Raw genomic sequence first — 16,967 nt, 5'->3', positions numbered from 1 at the left:
CATAATGCACGAAGATCAAGCGTCAATTGCTCGTTTTACATTGCAGTGCGGCATTAACGCGGGGCGGCTCCCTACAGCCTGAAAAGCGGCCGAAGCCTTGCCCCCAGTGCGTTTCCGGCAAGCGCCGGGATGATCCAGACCCATCCATGCAGGCTGCCCGAGAGAATTCCCCCCAGAAACGCGGAGATATTGCAACCGAAGGCGATGATCGCCCCATAGCCCAGCAGCCCCCCACCGATCAGCGAGGCCAGGGCCGGGCCGGGGCGCGGGAGATGCCAATCCCCCCGCCGCCCGGCGAGCGCCGCCGCCAGGAAGGCCCCGGCCATGAGGCCGAGATCCATCACCGTCATCCGGTCCGCCAGAAGCGGGCGCAGCAGGGCTTCGGTGCGGGTGGGATCCTCCCAATAGGGCCAGAAGGCCGGGTCATCCCAGCCTAGCGCCTCGATGGCCTTGGAGCCCCAGAGGGGGAAGGCCGCCGTGATCGCCCAGGGCCGGCCGGCCAGGATGAGCGTGGCGAAACCCAGCAGCGCCAGGCCCAGCGCACCCCAGGCCGCCGGCCAGGGGTAGCGCAGCAGCGCGCCGCGCCAGGCGAGCGGCTCCACCGCGCCGTGCCGCCGCTGCTCCAGCCGCGTGGCCACGGCCCAGGCGAGCGCGAGCGCGAAGAGGCTCGCCACCAGCGCGCCGCCCAGGCCGAGGGAGGCCGTCAGCGAGACGGGCGGCAGCGCGGGCCAGCTGGACCAGCGCTCGGAATCGTAAGCGGCGAAGGTGGCGCCGGCGATGAAGGCGGCGAGCGTGATCCACATCCGCAGGCCCTGCCCACCCGCGGCCGTGTAGAGCGTGCCCGAGGCGCAACCGCCGCCCAACTGCATGCCGATGCCGAAGAGGAAGGCGCCCAGCAGCAGCCCCCAGCCCACCGGGAAGACGAAGCCGCGCAACGGCTGGCCCCACACGCTGCCCGCCGCGATGGCGGGCAGGCTCAGCACACAGGCCAGCGCCAGCAGCAGCAGCATGGCGCGTAAAGAGGCGCTGCGCCGCTCCACCAGCAGCCGCCGGAATCCGCCCGCGAAGCTGAAGCTCGACTGGAAGAGCACGAGGCCGAGGCCCGCGCCCAGCAGCCAGAGCAGCGCCATCTGCGGCCCTTGGGCCTGGGCGAGCCAGGCCGCGCCACCACCGGCCAGCAGCAGGCCCGCCAGGCTCACCGCGGCGTCACCATCAGCGGCATGCCCCCGCGCGGGCGCAGCGTGAGCCGCGCGCGCGGCACCGGCGCCGCGCCGGGCGGGATGGCGAAGTCGAGCCGCGGCAGCAGCACCGCCATGAAGACCAGCATCTCCGCCATGGCGAAGGAGGCGCCGGCGCAGACGCGCGGGCCGATGCTGAAGGGGAGGTAGCCGAACTGCGGCGGCTTCTGCGGCGCGTCAGGCAGGAAGCGTTCAGGCCGGAAGGCGTGCGGCGCCTCCCAGAGATGCTCGTTCCGGTGCAGCAGCCAGGGCAGGGCCATCACCGTCTCGCCCGGCTTCACCTGGATGCCGGCGATGCGCTCCGCCCGCGCGGCCTCGCGCGAGAGATAGGGCACGGGCGGATAAAGCCGCATCGCCTCCTGGATCACCGCCTTGGTGAAGGGCAGCGCGTTCAGCTCGGAGGCCTCCGGCGCCCGGCCGCCCAGCACGCTGTGCAACTCCTCCAGCACACGCTCGCGCGTGGGTTCGTGCAGCGCCAGCAGATAGACCGTCCAGGTCAGCACATTGGCCGAGGTCTCGCTGCCGGCCAGCAGCAGCATCGCGACCTCGTTGATGAGCTGGTTGGGGTCGAGCAGCGGGCGTCCATCCTCGCCGAGGGCGGCCCGCAGCTCACCGAACAGCCCGCCCACCTCCGGCCCCGCGCTCGAGATGCAGGCCGAGCAGAGGCGGCGGATGGCGCGGGCATGCTTGCGCGCCGTGTGGAACTGCCAGCCGGTGAGTTTCTCGGGCAGGCCAAAGACATGGGCGAAATCCACCGCCAGCACCGCGCCCTCATAGGCGGTGAAGCTGCGCGCGAGCCTGGCCGCATCCTCGGGCCGCGCCGCCTGGCCGAAGAGGGCGCGCATCACGGCCAGCGCGGTGGCGGCCGCGAAGCCGGCGGCCACATCCACGCGCCCGGTCCAGCTCGCCGCCACCTCCTCGGCACCCTGCACGAAGAGCGGGTGGAAGCCCGGCGTGCGGCTGGGGTGCAGCAGCTTGGCCATCAGCGCGCGGCGGGTCAGCCAGATCTCGCCGCTGTTGAGGAACATGCTGTCGCCGATCACGGGCTCCAGCGCCTGGCGGAAATGGCGGCTCTTCGCCTCGAATTCGGCGCGGCCGGTGATGAAGACGCGGCGCACCATCTCGGGCTCGTTCACGATGAGCACGCGCTGGGAGATGGCACTGAAGGGCATCATCCGGTGGCGGAAGGCGGTCTCGGGGAAGAGGCTCAGCAGATCCGTCGCGGAGGCGTAGAGGGCGCGCATGCCGCGCGGGAAGCGCGCCGGCGCCGCCGGGCGCGGGGGGAGGAAATCGGTCGAGGTGGTCATCGGGCTGCCTTGCGGGTGCGCGGGCTTGTGGTCAAGCGGCCCGGGCTGCGTCAAGGCAGGCTTCCCATGCGGGTGGCTGCACAAGGTCCATGCGAATGGCTAGGCTCGATCCGGCATTTTCTTCCGGAACCCGTCCATGCGTCACCCGAGCCTTCTCATCGCCCTGCTGGCCGCGGCCTGCGCCGCGCCGGCACCGCCCGCGCCGCCGCAGCCGCTGCCCACGCCGATCACGACGTCCATTCCGGTCGGGCCGCGCCTGCTGCCCGGCCAGCCGCCGCCCTCGCCGGAATCCATCGCGCAGCGGCAATTGCAGCGCGGCATGCAGGCGGACCAGCGGATGGACCAGCTGAATGCCATTGATCCCCGGCGCCCGCAGCTGACCGGCGAGGGGGATGTGAGCAGCCCGGACCTGCGCGGCGACCCTTCGCTGCCCGTGATGCCGGGTTCGGTCTCGCCGGTCTGGAACCGGTTCTGATCAGGGGGGCGTGAGCTCGCGGCGGCGGCGCGGTTACCGCGCCACCGCCGGGCCTGCATTCACGCCCCGCGACTTCTGCCAGGCGAGCAGCGCCAGTGCCGCGACCAGCGGCGGAAGCAGGGTCAGGTTCAGCAGGCTCCAGCCGAAGCGGGCATGCACATAGCCTGACAGGAAGGCCGTGCAGGCGACGGTGCCGAAGACGATGAAGTCGTTCGCCGCCTGCGCCCGCACGCGCTCATGCGGCGCATAGGCGGTGGCGAGCAGCGAGGTCGCCCCCACGAACATGAAGTTCCAGCCGACGCCGAGGATGGCGAGCCCGATGGCGAAGTGCCAGAAGGTCTCGCCCATCAGCGCCACGGCGACGGAAGCCGCCGTCAGCCCCGCGCCCGCCACGATGACGGGCCTGACGCCGAAGCGCGTGATCAGGTGCCCGGTGGCGAAGCCCGGCGCGTACATCGCGATGGCATGCGCCTGGATCACGGTGGCCGAGGCGCCGACCGAGAAGCCGCAGAACAGCATCTCCAGCGGGGTCGCCGTCATCGCCAGGTTCATCGTGCCATAGGCCACCATGCCGGCGACGACGGCGGTGACGAAGGCCGGGCGGCGCATGATCTCACCCACCGGCGTGGTGACGGCGGCGCGCGGCGGGGGCGGCGGCAGGGTCAGGCCGGTCAGCAGCACCATGCAGATCACCGGCAGCAAGGCGAGGACGAGGTAGGTGCCCAGGAAGATGTAGGGCATGAAGACCTGGTGCGTGTGCTTCACGATCTCCGGCCCGAAGGCCGCGGCCAGCACCGGCCCGGCCATGACGAGGGCGATGGCGCGCGGGCGATAGGCGGGTGTGGCGGCCTCGGCGGCGGCGAAGCGGTAATGCTGCGCGATGCCGAAGCCGGCGCCCGCCAGCACCGAGCCCAGGCAGTAGATCAGGAAATCCTGCTTCCACACACCCAGCGCGAAGGTGAGCGAGCCCGCCAGCGAGACGATGGCGCCCAGCATGAAGCCGGCGCGCCGGCCATAGCGGCCGAAGATGATGGAGGCCGGGATGGAGGCGGCCATCACCGCCGTCATCTGCACCGCCATGGGCAGGGTGGCGAGTGCGGGGTCGGCGGAGAGGGAGTGGCCGATGATGGCGCCCATGGCGGCCTGGCCCACCATCGTCGCGTTCATCAGGGCCTGGCAGAAGAAGAGGCGCCAGATGGTCGCCTTCATGTGCTTGTCTTGAGCGTCGTCCTGCGTCACCGGTGGCTCCAGCCGAGTTTGGCCGGCGTGATGTCCGCGCCGGTCGCGTCACGCAGACTCACATGCGGCGCGCCTGCCGTGAACCGCCCGAGGCGCGTGACAGGGGTGCGCGCGGTGAGGCTCGCCGCCTCTACCGCCGCGCGGTCCTCCGGCGCGGCGGCGAAGAGCAGCTCATAGTCATCGCCGCCGCTGGCGAGTGCCGCGATGGGGGCGGTGGCGTCGGAAACCGGGATGCGCGCGGCCTCGACCTCGACCGCGCAGCCCCCGGCGCGGGCCAGGTGCCCGGCATCCTGCAAGAGCCCGTCGGAGACATCCATGCAGGCCCGCGCCAGCCCGCGCAGCGCGAGGCCCAAGGCGAGGCGCGGCTCGGGCAGGCGGTAGCGGCGGGCCAGCGCGCCGCCAGGGTCCGCGACTTCGCCGCGGGCAGCGCGCAGGCCGAGCCAGCCATCGCCGATGCGGCCGCTCACCCAGAGATCATCGCCCGGCCGCGCGCCGGCGCGGGTCAGTGCGGCGCCGGGCGGCGCATGGCCCAGGATGGTCAGCGAGAGACTGAGCGGCCCGGGGGTGGAGACGGTGTCGCCTCCGAGCACATGCAGGCCGAAGGCGCGCTGGTCCTCCGCCAGGCCGGCCGTGAAGCCGGCGAGCCAGGCCTCGTCCGTGCCCGGCGTCAGCGCGATGGTCATGAGGTAGCCCAGCGGCGCGGCGCCCATGGCCGCGAGGTCGCTGAGATTCACCCGCAGCAGCTTGCGGCCGATGGTCTCGGGCGGGTCGTCGGGCAGGAAGTGGACGCCGGCCACCATGGCATCGGCGGCGAGAACGAGTTGCTGCCCGGGTGGCGGCGTAAGCAGCGCTGCGTCATCCAGCAGGTTGAGTGCGCCCGGGCCCGCCAGCGGGCGGAAATGCCGGGCGATCAGGCTGAATTCCGGGGCGGCTTCGGTCATGGGGAAAGGTGTAGACGAACGCCGTCCCGGCTCAACCCTCGTCGCGCAACGCCGCGATCTCGCGCGCCAGGGCCTCGGGGTCGGGCTCTGCCGGGAAATGGGCCGGCACTTCCACCGCCTCCGCGAGGCGCTGCTTGTAGAGGGCGCGCGGCACCTCCTCCGTGCCGAATTGCGCGAGGTGCGAGGTCTGGAATTGCGCGTCCAGCAGGGTGAAGCCGCCGAGGCGCAGGCGAGCCACCAGATGCACCAGCGCGATCTTGGAGGCGTCGTCGGCGCGGCTGAACATGCTCTCGCCGAAGAAGGCGCCGCCGAGCGAGACGCCATAGAGCCCGCCCACCAGCGCCTCGCCCTGCCAGGCCTCGATGGAATGGGCGTGGCCCTGGCGGTGCAGCGCGGTGAAGAGCGCCTGGATCTCCGCATTGATCCAGCTGTCGGCCGAGCTGGCGCGCGGAGCGGCGCATTCGGCGATGACCTGGGGGAAGGCCTCGTTTGCGCTGATGCGATAGGGCGCCTGGCGAACGCGCCGTGCGAGGCGGCGGGGCAGGTGGAAGCCTTGCAGCGGGATCACCCCCCGCATCTCGGGATCGAGCCAGTAGAGCGTGCGCGCGTCCCGGCTTTCGGCCATGGGAAACAGGCCGATGCGATAGGCCCGCAACATCAGCTCGGGCGTGATTTCCATCTGGCGGCGGGACATCAGCGCCCCTCCGCTGCAGCGGGCGTGGGGAAGACGCAGGCTGGGCCGGGAATGTCCACATGCCCATCCTAGCCTGGATCGGGCCGGGACCGAAGCCGTCTCATGCGCCTGCCTCCCTCGGGTGGTCATATGCCGCGAATTCAGCGAACGTCGGCCAAGCCCAAGGAGTTGCCCGATGGAATTCGACCTGCTGCTGCGCCGTGCCCGCCTCGCCGATGCCGAGACGCTCACCGATATCGGCGTGACAGGCGGCATCATCACCGCCATCGCGCCCGACCTCGGCAGCGCGGCGGGCGAGGTGGTGGATGCGGGGGGCTGCCTCGTCGCGCCCGGCTTCATCGAGACGCATATCCACCTGGACAAGAGCGGCATCATTGATCGCTGCGGCTGCGCGCCCGGCCGCAACCCGCACCGCGCGATGGAGCGTGTCTCGGCCGTCAAGCACACATTCACCGTCGAGGATGTGAACGCCCGCGCCCGCGCCACGATCGAGAAGGCGATCAGCCACGGCACCATGACCATGCGCACCCATGCCGAGGTGGACCCGCTGGTCGGGCTGCGCGGCTTCCAGGGCGTGAAGGCGCTGGTGGATGCCTATAAATGGGCCATTGACCTCGAGATCTGCGTGATGCCGCAGGAGGGGCTGCTGGACAGCCCGGGCACCGAGGAGCTGATGGTCGAGGCGCTGAAATCCGGCGCCACCGTGATCGGCGCCGCCCCCAATTACGACCGCGACCGCGCCGGCCAGATCCGCCGCGTCTTCGAACTCGCGCAGGAGTTCGATGTGGATGTGGACATGCACCTCGACAGCGGCTTCGATCCGAACGACCTCGACCTGCGCCTCGTCTGCGAGATCACGGACCGCATCGGCTGGGGCGGGCGCGTGGCCTTCGGCCATGGCACGAAGATCGCGAGTGCCACGCCCGAGCACCAGGACCGCATCGGCAGGATGATGGCGGATTCGGGCGTGGCCCTGGCCGTGCTGCCGGCGACGGACCTCTTCCTGATGGGGCGCGACCAGGACCACAACATCCGCCGCGGCGTGGTGGATGCGCACCGGCTGATGGCGCAGGGCGCGCTGTGCAACCTCTCCACCAACAATGTGCAGAACCCCTTCACGCCCTTCGGCGACGCGCAGCTGATCCGCATGGCCAATCTCTACGCGAATGTCGTGCAGCGCGGCGATGCCGATGAACTCCGCAAGACCTGGGACATGTTCACCGCCAATTCCGCGAAGGTGCTGCGCCTGGAGAAATACGGCATCGCGGTCGGCAACCCGGCGGATCTGGTGGTGGTGGATGCGCCCGATCCGGTGGCGGCGCTGCGCGGGATCTCGCCGATGCTGATGGGCTTCAAGCGCGGGCGGCGCAGCTTTTCGCGGGCGCGGGCGGAGCTGCACCCGCCGGGCTGATTCAGGGCTTTTCGGGGGCGTCGATCCGGCTGCCCTCCAGCAGGGCGTCGCGCTGGGCGGCCTCGGTCGCTTCGCGCTTCTTCTCGGCCTTGGTGCGGCCGAAGGCGGCGCGGTTGGCGGCGGCCTGGGCCTCGGCTTCCGCCTTCTCCCGCGCCTTGCGCCACTTCCGCAGATTCACGACCTCGCCCATGCTGGGAATCTAGCATCAACCCCGGGAGATTCGTCCATGCAGATCACGCTCACCGCCGCCGATGGCCACAGCCTCGCCGCGTATCGGGCCGGGCCTTCCGATGCCAAGGCCGGTCTCGTCATCGTCCAGGAGATCTTCGGCGTGAACCGCCACATGCGCCGGGTGGCCGACAGCTTCGCCGCCGCCGGCTATGCCGTGATCTGCCCCGCGCTCTTCGACCGCACGGAGCGGGGCGTGGAGCTGGGCTACACGGCCGAGGATGTGACGCGCGGCCGCACCCTGCGCGGGAAAATTGATGAGCATCTGACGCTGCTCGACATCCTGGCCGCTGCCGGCGCGCTGCCGGCCGGGCTGCCGCGCGGCATCGTGGGCTATTGCTGGGGCGGCACCGTCTCCTGGCATGGCGCGGTCCGCAGCTCGGCCTTCCAGGCGGCGGTGGGCTGGTATGGCGGCGGCATCGCGGCGGCCAGGGAGGAAAAGCCCCGCTGCCCGGTGCAGCTGCATTTCGGCGAGGTGGACGGCTCCATCCCGCTCTCGGATGTGAGTGCCATCCAGGCGGCGCGGCCGGAGGTGGAGGTCTTCGTCTATCCCGGCGCCGGCCATGGCTTCGGCTGCGAGGAGCGCGGCAGCTACGTGCCGGCCGATGCGGAAGTGGCGCAGGAGCGGACGCTCGCCTTCTTCAAGAAGCACCTCTGAGGGTCAGCGCCCTCGCGGCAGCGTGGCGAGGATGGCGGCCCCTGTGCCCAGCAGCAGAAGCACGACGGCCATCCCCGCGCGCTGGCTGTTGGTGACATCCGTCACCAGCGCCAGCGCGGCGGGCCCCAGGAACCCCGTGGCGCGGCCGGAGAGGGCGAAGAGGCCGAAATAGGCCGCGATCTCGCCCGGCGGCGCCACCTGCGCCATCAGGCTGCGGCTCGCTGCCTGGGCCGGGCCGAAGAAGAGGCCGAGCAGCACGCCCAGCACCCAGAAGGCCCATTTGCTCTCCACCAGGAGCATGGCGCCGCCGATCGCCATCAGCGCCACCAGCGCGGTCAGGATGGTGGCCCGCGCGCCGAGCCTCTCCTCCACCCACCCGCCGAGCGCGGCGCCGATGCCGCCCGTCACGTTCAGCGCGATGCCGAAGAGCAGGATCTCCTCGAAGCCCATGCCGAAGACGCCCGCCGCGTAGATCGCGCCGAAGGCGAAGAGCACGTTCAGCCCATCCGTGTAGAAGAGCCGCGCCAGCAGGAAGCGGCCGATCAGCTTTTGCCGCGGCAGGCCGCGCAGGAGGCGTAGCAGGTCGGCGATCCCCTCCGTCGCCGCCTGGCGCAGTGGTGTGCGCGGGCCTTGCGTGGAGGGCAGGAAGACCAGCACCGGCCAGGCGAAGAGCAGCAGCCAGGCGGCGACGAGCAGCGCGGTCGCGCGGACATGCTCCGCCGCGTCACGATCCAGCCCAAAGGGCGAGGGGTTGGGCTGCACCAGCAGCGCGAGGCAGAGCACGAGGCAGGCGAGGCCACCCGCATAGCCCAGCGCCCAGCCGATGCCCGAGACGCGGCCCAGCCGCTCCCGCGTCGTCGCATCGGGCAGCATGGCGTTGTAGAAGACGGTGCCGAGCTCGAAGCAGAGCGTGCCGAGCGCGACGCAGAGCAGCGCCCAGGCGGCGTAGCCCGGCTCGGGCTTGGCGAACCAGATGCCGGCGGTGAAGAAGGCCGTCAGCAGCGTGCAGAGCAGCAGCATCAGCCGCCGCCGCCCGCCCGCATCCGCGATCGAGCCCAGCAGCGGCGAAAGCAGGCCGATGGCGAGGCCCACCAGCGCCTGCATCCAGCCCCACATGACCTGCCCCGTCACCGGATCGGGCGCGATGCCCCGGGTGAAATAGGCCGCGATGACGAAGGTGGAGACCACCGTCGGGAAGGCGCTGTTGGCCCAGTCATAGCTCGCCCAGGCCCATTCGCGGCGCGTCACGCCGAGGCGTCCAGCGCGCGCACCGCGACGGTGACGGCGGCGAGGTCGCCCTGCATCGCCGCATCGGCCAGCACCGGGCGCAGCGCCTCGGGCAGGGTGGCGCTGGCGCCGGCCAGACGCTGTGCGGCAAGGCGGAACTGCGTGGCGCGGAGATCGGCCAGCAGCGCGGCCCGCGCGCGGTCGCCATAGGCGCCGGGGGCGAGCATGCGCCGCGCCGCCTCGGCCAGCGCGTCGAGCTGGCAGGCCCCGCCGACCTCGGCCCAGGCACGCGCGGCGGCGGCCGGGTCGGCGCCGCTTTCCGCCGCCAGCCGCACGATGGCGGGGGCGGCGGCCAGGCGCGGCGCGGCGGCGACGAAATGGCCGAGCGTGCCGGGCAGCGCGTCATCCCCCGCCGCCTCGGCCATCGCCGCCTCGCTCAGGGCCGTGATGCCGATGGCGAGGCTGGCGATGGCTGGCTCCAGCCCGGCGCGGGTGGCCGGCAGCAACTCCACCGCCGCCGCCTCCAGCAATTCGCGCAGCACGGATTGCGCGGCGAGGCGCGGGTTGGGCGGCGCGGCCTCGGCCTGCTCGAAGCGTCCCTCCAGGCCAAACAGCTCCGCGGCGAGCCAGGTCGCGGCCACCACCTCGGCCGGCTCGGCGGCGGCAACGAGCCGCGCGAGGCCCGCGCAGCCCAGCCGGTTCACGACCATGTTGGCGAGCGCGGTGGCGATCAGGTCCCGTCGCAGCCGATGCCGCGCCATGAAGGCGGCGAAGCCCGGCGCCTGGAGTGCGGTCGGGAAATAGGCGGTGAGCAGCGGCGCGAAGACCGGCTCATCCGGCAAGGGCGAGGCGAGGATCACCTCGCCCAGCCAGAGCTTGGCGAAGGGCAGCAGCGCCACGATCTCGGGCCGCGTCAGTGCGTCACCCGACTTGGTACGGGCGGCCATGGTGGCGGCGTCCGGCAGCCCGGCCTGGGCGCGGTCCAGCAGCCCTTCCGCCTCCAGCCGCGTCATCAGCGCGGCCTGGGCGGGAAGCGCCGCCGCCCCCGTACGCGTCTCCAGCGTGACGGCGACGGATTGCAGATGGTTGTCGCGCAGCACGAGTGCGGCGACCTCATCCGTCATGCTCTCCAGCAACTCGTCGCGCTGGCGGCGCGTCATGACGCCGGAGGCCTCGGCATCGGCGAGCAGGATCTTGATGTTCACCTCATGGTCGGAGGTGCTGACCCCGGCCGAATTGTCCAGCGCATCGGTGTTGATGCGCGCGCCGGCACGCGCGATCTCGATGCGGCCGGCCTGCGTCACGCCGAGATTGGCGCCCTCGCCCACCACGCGGGCGCGGATGTCGCGGCCATCCACGCGGATCGCGTCATTGGCGCGGTCGCCCGCCTCGGCCTGCGTCTCCGTGCTGGCTTTCACATAGGTGCCGATGCCGCCGAAATACAGCAGGTCGGTGTCGAGCTTCAGGATGGCCTGGAGCACGGCGGCCGGCTCCGCGCGTTCGGCGTTGATGCCGAGCAGCGCGCGCACTTCCGCACTCAGCGGGATGGTCTTGAGGTTGCGCGCGAAGACGCCGCCGCCCGCCGAGATCAGCGACGCGTCGTAATCCGCCCAGGAGGAGCGCGGCAGGGCGAAGAGGCGCGCGCGCTCGGCATGGCTCCGCGCCGGGTCGGGATCGGGGTCGAGAAAGATGTGCCGGTGGTCGAAGGCCGCCACCAGCTTCGCCTGCTTCGAGATCAGCAGCCCATTGCCGAAGACGTCGCCCGACATGTCGCCCACGCCGGCCACGGTGAAGGGCGCGTCATGGATGGAACGGCCCAATGTCTCCACGAAATGCCGCTCGATCATCACCCAGGCGCCGCGCGCGGTGATGCCCATGGCCTTGTGGTCATAGCCGGCCGAGCCGCCCGAGGCGAAGGCATCGCCCAGCCAGAAGCCGTATTCGGCGGAGAGACCGTTCGCGATGTCGCTGAAGGTGGCGGTGCCCTTGTCGGCCGCGGCGACGATATAGGGGTCATCGCCGTCCCGGCGGCGGATGCCGGGGGCGGTCACCACCTCCGTGCCATGCAGATTGTCTGTCAGGTCCAGCATGCCGCGCACCAGCGTGCGATAGGCGGCGATGCCGGTGGCCTGGAAGCCTTCGCGGTCGCTCGGCACATGGCCCTTCAGCACGAAGCCGCCCTTCGCCCCCGTCGGCACGATGACGACGTTCTTGAGGCGCTGCGCCTTCATCAGGCCCAGAATCTCGGTGCGGAAATCCTCGCGCCGGTCGGACCAGCGGATGCCGCCGCGCGCCACGGGCCCGGCGCGCAGGTGGCAGCCTTCCATGCTGGCGCTGTGGACGAAGATCTCGCGCCAGGGGCGGGGCGCGGGCATCTCGCCGGCCCGCAGGGAATCGAGCTTGAAGGCGAGATAGGCCTTCCCCTGATAGAAATTCGTGCGGAGCATGCCGTCCAGCAGCGCGCGCAGGCGTTGCAGGATGCGGTCCGCATCCGGATCCGCCACACCATCCAGCAGCGTGGTCCAGGCGGATTCCAGCGCGGCCTCGTCGCCACCACCCTCGGGGCGGAAGCGCGCGTGGAAGAGGTCGAGCAGCAGCCGCGCCGCCTCGGGCTGTGCGACCAGCGCGGCGGAGACGCTTTCCTGCGCGAAGGGAAAGCCCACCTGCTTCAGCCAGCGGTACATCGCCCGCAGCAGCCAGCATTCCCGCCAGTCGAGCCCCGCGCGCAGCACCAGGCGGTTGAAGCCATCGGCCTCGACCTCGCCGGCCAGCAGGGCTTCCAGCGCTTCCAGGAGTGGCTCGGCGCGCTCGGCCCGGAAGGCCGTGCCGGCATCCAGCGTGAAGACATGCAGCGAGACGTTGCCGGCGCCCTGCGGCGAGAGCCTGTGCGGCACCTCCTCGATCGCGCGCAGGTCCAGGCTCTCGAAGAGCGGCAGCGCATCGGCCAGCGCCAGCGCATGGCCGGGCACGGCGAGGCGCAGGATGATGCGCTGGGGCGGGCAGCCGGGCGGCTGCTGCACCGCCGCCTCGATTCGGCCGCTGGCCAGCGCGGCCTCGGCGAGCGAAAGATCGGCCACCGCCTGGGCGGGCGTCTCCGTCTCGCGGTAGCTGGGCGGGAAGGCATCGCGCCACTGCGCCAGCGCTGCCCCGGCCGCGGCCTCGCCGCGCTCCTCCACCAGCACATCGGCCAGGCGGTCGCCGAAGCTGCGCGCGGCCTGCGCCACCGCCGCCTCCAGTGCCGCGTGATCCGGGCTGAGCGCCGTGCCGGGATCGGTGCCGATGATGTAGTGCACGCGCGCCAGCGGCGCGTCGCCCAGCGCGATGTAGAAGGCCGAGAGCCGCCCGCCATGCGCGCGCGCCAGCATCTCGCCCACGCGGGAGCGCAGCCGCGTGTCGAACCCTTCGCGCGGCAGCCAGGCGATGACGGAGACGAAGCGGCCGAAAGGGTCGGGCCGGAAGAAGAGCGCCGGGCGCGGGCGGATCGAGAGGTCGAGCGCGATGCGCGCGCCCTCCAGGATTTCCGCCTCGCTCGCCTGGAAGAGTTCGTCGCGCGGCCAGGTGTCGAGGATGTTGCGCAGCGCGCGGCCGTCATGGCTGAAGGGCGAGACGCCGGCGGTGGCGAGGATGCGCTCCACCTTGCCGCGCAGCAGCGGGATGGAGCGTGGGTTGCGGTTGTAGGCGGCGGCGGCGAAGAGGCCGAGGAAGAGCCGCACGCCCACCACCTGGCCCGCTGCGTCCAGGATGCGCGTGCCGACCACATCGGCATGCTGCGGCCGGTGGACCGTGCTCCGCATATTGGCCTTGGCGACGGTGACGGCGGGCGGTGCCGCGAAGGCGGCGCGGGCGCGTTCGGGCAAGGCGGGCAGGGCGGCCAGCGCGTCGAAGACCGGCAGCGCCGGATCGGCCAGCAGGCCGAGATTCTCGGCCTCCAGGACGCGGACCTCGCCGCCCTCCACCACGAGGTGCCGATGGCCGAGCAGGACGAAATTGTCGTCACGCAGCCAGGCAAGGAATTCCCGCGCCTCATCGTCGCCGCGCATTTCCGAATCGGCCTGATCCAGCAGGGCGAGCATGGCGGGGAAGTCGCGCACGGCCACGCCCACATCGTGCAGGGCGCGGGCGAGGGACGCTTCCACCTGCGGCCAGCCCTGCGGTTCCATCCCCGGCAGCAGATGGCCGGCGCTTGCGCCGATGGTGACGCGCATCATGCTCTCGCGCGTCTCGCCCTGGCCGAGCGTCACCACCGCGCCGCCCGCATCGCGCGTCACCGGCAGGACGGGGTGGAGGAATTCCCGCACCACGCGCCCCTGGCGGGTGAGGGCGGCCAGCACCGAATCCACCAGGAAGGGCATGTCGCCGAGGATGATTTCGGCCACGCCATGCGCGCCGCGGCCGGAGCCCGGGGGCGTCACGCGCAGCTTCACCTCGCCCGGGGCGCGCTGTGCGGCGAGCGCGGCGAGGGAGGCCGATGCCTCGCGCAGCGACTCGGGCGGGCGGGACGCCAGCTCCTGCGTCGGGATGGCGGCGTGCAGCGCTGGCAGCAGCGCCGCGGCGGCGGGGTTGAGCCCCACGGCGGCGGCGCGCAGCACCTCCTCCCGCACCGGGTCGGGCATGTCGCTCATCGGGGCTTCGGGCATGGCGTCCTTCCTTTGCGGGCAGCTTCCGGCTTTCAGACCCCCGGGCGCAAGCGCCACCTTGATGGGCGTGGCATGCGGGGCCCGGCTGCGCTAGATTCGCCCCATGACAATGACGCTCGCCCAATTGCTCGCGCCCATGCCCGTGGAGCAGTTCTTCGCCGAATATCATGACAAGCTACCCCTGCACCTGAAGGGCGACCCGGCGAAATTCGCCGCCGTCTTCTCCTGGCGGCAGATCAATCGCCTGCTGGACATGACGCATGCCTGGTCCAGCCACTCGCTCCAGCTCGTGCTGGACGGCAAGCCCATTCCGGCCGAGCAATATTGCGCCCGCGCCACGGCGCGCGATTCCAACGCGCAGCTCATGCAGCCCGTCACGGAGCGCGTGCGCGAATGGGTGCAGAAGGGCGCCAGCATCGTGATGAACGATGTGGACAGCCTGACCCCCGGCCTCGCCTCCGTCAGCCATGCGATCGAAAGCGCGGGCCTGGGGAAGGCGCAGGCGAATGTCTACATCTCCTGGCAGAGCCACAAGGCCTTCCCCGCCCATTACGACACGCATGACGTCTGGGCGGTGCAGGTGGAGGGCGAGAAGACCTGGAACATCTGGGAGGGCAGGGCCGACTGGCCCATCAGCCACCCGCTCTGGCGCAGCCAGGACCAGGCGCATCATGAGCAGCACAAGGGCAAGCTGCGCGCGAAGGTCCTGATGAAGCCGGGCGACCTGCTCTATCTGCCGCGCGGCTGGTATCACGACGCGCTGGCCGAAGCCCCCGCGAGCGTGCATGTCGCCTATGGCGCGCATGCGCCGAACGGGATGGACGTGATGAACATCCTGCTTGAGCGCGTGCTCTATGAGACCGTCTTCCGCCAGCCCCTGCCGCGGCAGGATGGCAGCGCGGCGGCGAAATTCGCGTTGACGCAGCGCGCGGGACAATTGGGCGCCCGCGTGGCGGAACTCGCGAAGGACCCGAAGGTGATGGCGGTGCTGGAGCAATATGTGGCGGATTACCGCTTCCATCGCGGCGGGAATGACCTGCTGGCCTGGCGCGGCATGGCCGCTCCGAGCGCGGCGGGCGGCGAAGAGGGCGCCGAGGGTGGCGCCTTCCGCGTGATCCCGGGCGGTGCGAAGCCCGTGCGGCGCGGCGCCGAATGGGTCCTGAAGACCTCCGCCGGCACCGTGCCGCTCAACCCCGCCGAGGCCGAGGCTGCGCAATGGCTGCTGGCGCGGCCCGACATCACCGAGGCCGAGCTGAAGCGCGCCCATGCGGCGGTGGACGCCCCCGCCCTGCTGGCCCGCCTGCGCGAGGCCGGGCTGCTGGCCGCCACATGATCCGCGCGCTGGCCTTCCTGCTGGCCTTCACCACCCCCGCGCTGGCGCAGCTGCGCGACTTCTCCTGCGTCGGCACCGAGCAGTTGCAGGAGGGGGCCGTCTCGGTGGAGTTCGCGCGCGGCGCCGATCAGCTGACGCCAGCCGCCATCAGCAGCCTGACACCGATCGCCGAGGAGGCGAAGACGATGCTGGACCGCAACATCTGCGTGCTGGGCTTCGCCGCCTCGCCCGAAGGCGGCGCGCAGACGGCGAGCCGCCTCGCCGCCCGCCGCGCCCGCGCCGTGGCGACGCAGCTTTCGCAGATGGGCATCGAGCGGGATCGAATCCGTGCCGAGGCGCGCACGCGCGGCTTCACGACCGAGCGCGAGCGCCGTGGCGTTGACCGCCGCGCCGGCGCCCGCGTCATCCTGCTGCCGCCGGCATGAGGGGGGCGTGATGCCGGGCCTCCCGATCCGTCGCGCGCTGCTGTTCCTGCTGGTGATGGCGGGGCCAGCCCTGGCCCAGCCCGCCAAGCCGCAACCGGGCCCGGCGCCCCAGCCGGCACAGGACCGCAACATCGTCCTGCGCAACAACTCGGAGAGCGTGCTGCGCGAGCTCTATCTCTGGAACGGACCCTCGCGCGAGACCGGGCCCGACCGTCTGGGGGCCGATGTGGTGCGGCCGGGCGCCAGCTTCCCGCTGCGCCTCGGCCGCGGCCCCTGCCAGATGCAGATGCGCGCCGTCTTCGAGGATGGCAGCGCGGAGACGCGCAGCGGCGTCGAGGTCTGCGCCACGCGGGAGCTGGTGGTGGATGACCGCGACACCCGCGCGATCGAGGTGGTGAACAACACGGATGTGGAGCTGATGCAGCTCTTCCTCGCGCGGCCCGGCGTGGTCGGGCCCGACCGGCTGGGGGCGGCGACCGTGCCGGGCAGCGACAGCTTCAACCTGCGCCTGCGCGGCGAGAGGGAATGCCGCTTCGAGGCGCGCGCCGTCTTCCGCGGCGCGCAGGCCGAGACGCGGCAGGAGGTGGATCTCTGCGCCAGCCCGCGCATCGTCTTCGGCGATGCCTCCATCCCGCTGCGCGAGGTGACCATCGCCAACCGCACCCGCCGCGTGCTGCGGGAACTCTACGCGACCGCCGATGCCGGGCCCGAATGGGGCGGCGACCGGCTGGGCGCCACGGTCCTCAATCCGGGGCAGAGCTTCCTGCTGCGCATCCGCAACCCCGCCTGCCGCGTGCGGCTGCGCGCCGTCTTCGCCGACAATCAGGCGGAGGAGCGCAGCGATGTCGAGATCTGCGGCGGCGAGACCATCGCCTTCGCCCCCGCCCGCCGCCTCACGCTGACCCACGCGCATGGCCGCACCGTGCGCGAGGTCTATCTCTCCTCCGTGCAGGATAGCGATTGGGGCGGGAACCAGCTGGGCGAGCAGCCGCTGACCGCCGGCCAGCGCCGCGAACTCGCCACCGACATCCCGTGTGAGGCCGATCTGCGCATCGTCTTCGACAATGGAAATGCGGAGGAATCGCGGAACATCAACATCTGCACGCGCGCCGAGATCACGCTGCGGCCGGGCTGGGTGCTGGAATAGGACAGAG

14 protein-coding genes are annotated in these 16,967 nt (G+C 71.8%); 6 read left to right on the top strand and 8 right to left on the bottom strand.

Annotated features, from left to right (window positions below):
• Positions 1 to 71: 71 nt before the first annotated feature.
• A complete protein-coding gene (locus tag ACQ860_RS11375) occupies positions 72 to 1,199 on the bottom strand; it encodes a YeeE/YedE family protein (protein WP_431303474.1) in 1,128 nt (375 codons plus the stop codon).
• Positions 1,196 to 2,545 (bottom strand): cytochrome P450, encoded by a 1,350-nt coding sequence (locus tag ACQ860_RS11370; RefSeq protein WP_431303473.1) that lies wholly within the window; start codon positions 2,543 to 2,545, stop codon positions 1,196 to 1,198. The genes ACQ860_RS11375 and ACQ860_RS11370 overlap by 4 nt, the downstream gene beginning before the upstream one ends.
• Positions 2,546 to 2,681: 136 nt before the next feature.
• Here ACQ860_RS11370 and ACQ860_RS11365 point away from each other — a divergent pair, with 136 nt between their 5' ends.
• The gene (locus ACQ860_RS11365; RefSeq protein ID WP_431303472.1) at positions 2,682 to 3,020 is read left to right on the top strand and encodes a hypothetical protein; all 339 of its coding nucleotides are present in this window, start codon (positions 2,682 to 2,684) and stop codon (positions 3,018 to 3,020) included.
• 33 nt (positions 3,021 to 3,053) lie between these two features.
• Here the strand turns inward: ACQ860_RS11365 and ACQ860_RS11360 are convergent, their stop codons facing one another.
• Genes ACQ860_RS11360 through aat form a run of 3 tightly spaced genes read right to left on the bottom strand, consistent with a single transcriptional unit; the run spans position 3,054 to position 5,894 of the window.
• Positions 3,054 to 4,229 (bottom strand): MFS transporter, encoded by a 1,176-nt coding sequence (locus ACQ860_RS11360; protein WP_431303471.1) that lies wholly within the window; start codon positions 4,227 to 4,229, stop codon positions 3,054 to 3,056.
• Positions 4,230 to 4,255: 26 nt separating this feature from the next.
• The gene (gene thiL, locus ACQ860_RS11355; RefSeq protein ID WP_431303470.1) at positions 4,256 to 5,200 is read right to left on the bottom strand and encodes a thiamine-phosphate kinase; all 945 of its coding nucleotides are present in this window, start codon (positions 5,198 to 5,200) and stop codon (positions 4,256 to 4,258) included.
• 31 nt (positions 5,201 to 5,231) lie between these two features.
• Positions 5,232 to 5,894, bottom strand: a complete 663-nt coding sequence (gene aat / locus ACQ860_RS11350) for a leucyl/phenylalanyl-tRNA--protein transferase (protein WP_431303469.1) — start codon at positions 5,892 to 5,894, stop codon at positions 5,232 to 5,234.
• Between the two features lie 175 nt (positions 5,895 to 6,069).
• Between aat and ACQ860_RS11345 the strand changes: the two genes are divergently transcribed.
• On the top strand, positions 6,070 to 7,305 hold the full coding sequence (locus ACQ860_RS11345) for an amidohydrolase family protein (protein WP_431303468.1): 1,236 nt from the start codon (positions 6,070 to 6,072) through the stop codon (positions 7,303 to 7,305).
• A gap of 1 nt (position 7,306) precedes the next feature.
• On the opposite strand, the gene ACQ860_RS11340 is transcribed toward ACQ860_RS11345, so the two are convergent.
• Positions 7,307 to 7,495, bottom strand: coding sequence for a DUF4169 family protein (locus ACQ860_RS11340; RefSeq protein WP_431303467.1), 189 nt, complete (start codon positions 7,493 to 7,495; stop codon positions 7,307 to 7,309).
• 36 nt (positions 7,496 to 7,531) lie between these two features.
• On the opposite strand from ACQ860_RS11340, the gene ACQ860_RS11335 reads away from it, so the two are divergent.
• Positions 7,532 to 8,191, top strand: a complete 660-nt coding sequence (locus ACQ860_RS11335; RefSeq protein WP_431303466.1) for a dienelactone hydrolase family protein — start codon at positions 7,532 to 7,534, stop codon at positions 8,189 to 8,191.
• Positions 8,192 to 8,194: 3 nt separating this feature from the next.
• Here ACQ860_RS11335 and ACQ860_RS11330 read toward each other — a convergent pair whose 3' ends face one another.
• On the bottom strand, positions 8,195 to 9,439 hold the full coding sequence (locus ACQ860_RS11330) for an MFS transporter (RefSeq protein WP_431303465.1): 1,245 nt from the start codon (positions 9,437 to 9,439) through the stop codon (positions 8,195 to 8,197).
• Positions 9,436 to 14,055: an NAD-glutamate dehydrogenase domain-containing protein gene (locus ACQ860_RS11325; RefSeq protein ID WP_431303464.1), complete on the bottom strand. Its 4,620-nt coding sequence runs from the start codon at positions 14,053 to 14,055 to the stop codon at positions 9,436 to 9,438. The genes ACQ860_RS11330 and ACQ860_RS11325 overlap by 4 nt, the downstream gene beginning before the upstream one ends.
• Positions 14,056 to 14,158: 103 nt before the next feature.
• Between ACQ860_RS11325 and ACQ860_RS11320 the strand changes: the two genes are divergently transcribed.
• Genes ACQ860_RS11320 through ACQ860_RS11310 form a run of 3 tightly spaced genes read left to right on the top strand, consistent with a single transcriptional unit; the run spans position 14,159 to position 16,960 of the window.
• Entirely contained in the window at positions 14,159 to 15,388 is a 1,230-nt protein-coding gene (locus tag ACQ860_RS11320) for a cupin domain-containing protein (RefSeq protein ID WP_431303463.1), read from the top strand.
• Positions 15,385 to 15,813, top strand: coding sequence for an OmpA family protein (locus tag ACQ860_RS11315; RefSeq protein ID WP_431303462.1), 429 nt, complete (start codon positions 15,385 to 15,387; stop codon positions 15,811 to 15,813). The genes ACQ860_RS11320 and ACQ860_RS11315 overlap by 4 nt, the downstream gene beginning before the upstream one ends.
• Before the next feature lie 10 nt (positions 15,814 to 15,823).
• A complete protein-coding gene (locus ACQ860_RS11310; protein ID WP_431303461.1) occupies positions 15,824 to 16,960 on the top strand; it encodes a hypothetical protein in 1,137 nt (378 codons plus the stop codon).
• Positions 16,961 to 16,967 lie beyond the last annotated feature (7 nt).

The sequence above is a fragment of the Sediminicoccus sp. BL-A-41-H5 genome (assembly GCF_050632405.1).
In the GTDB taxonomy this organism is placed as follows: domain Bacteria; phylum Pseudomonadota; class Alphaproteobacteria; order Acetobacterales; family Acetobacteraceae; genus Roseococcus.
Note: the sequence above shows the minus strand (reverse complement) of the source record. Positions and strands in the feature narration are given on the sequence as shown.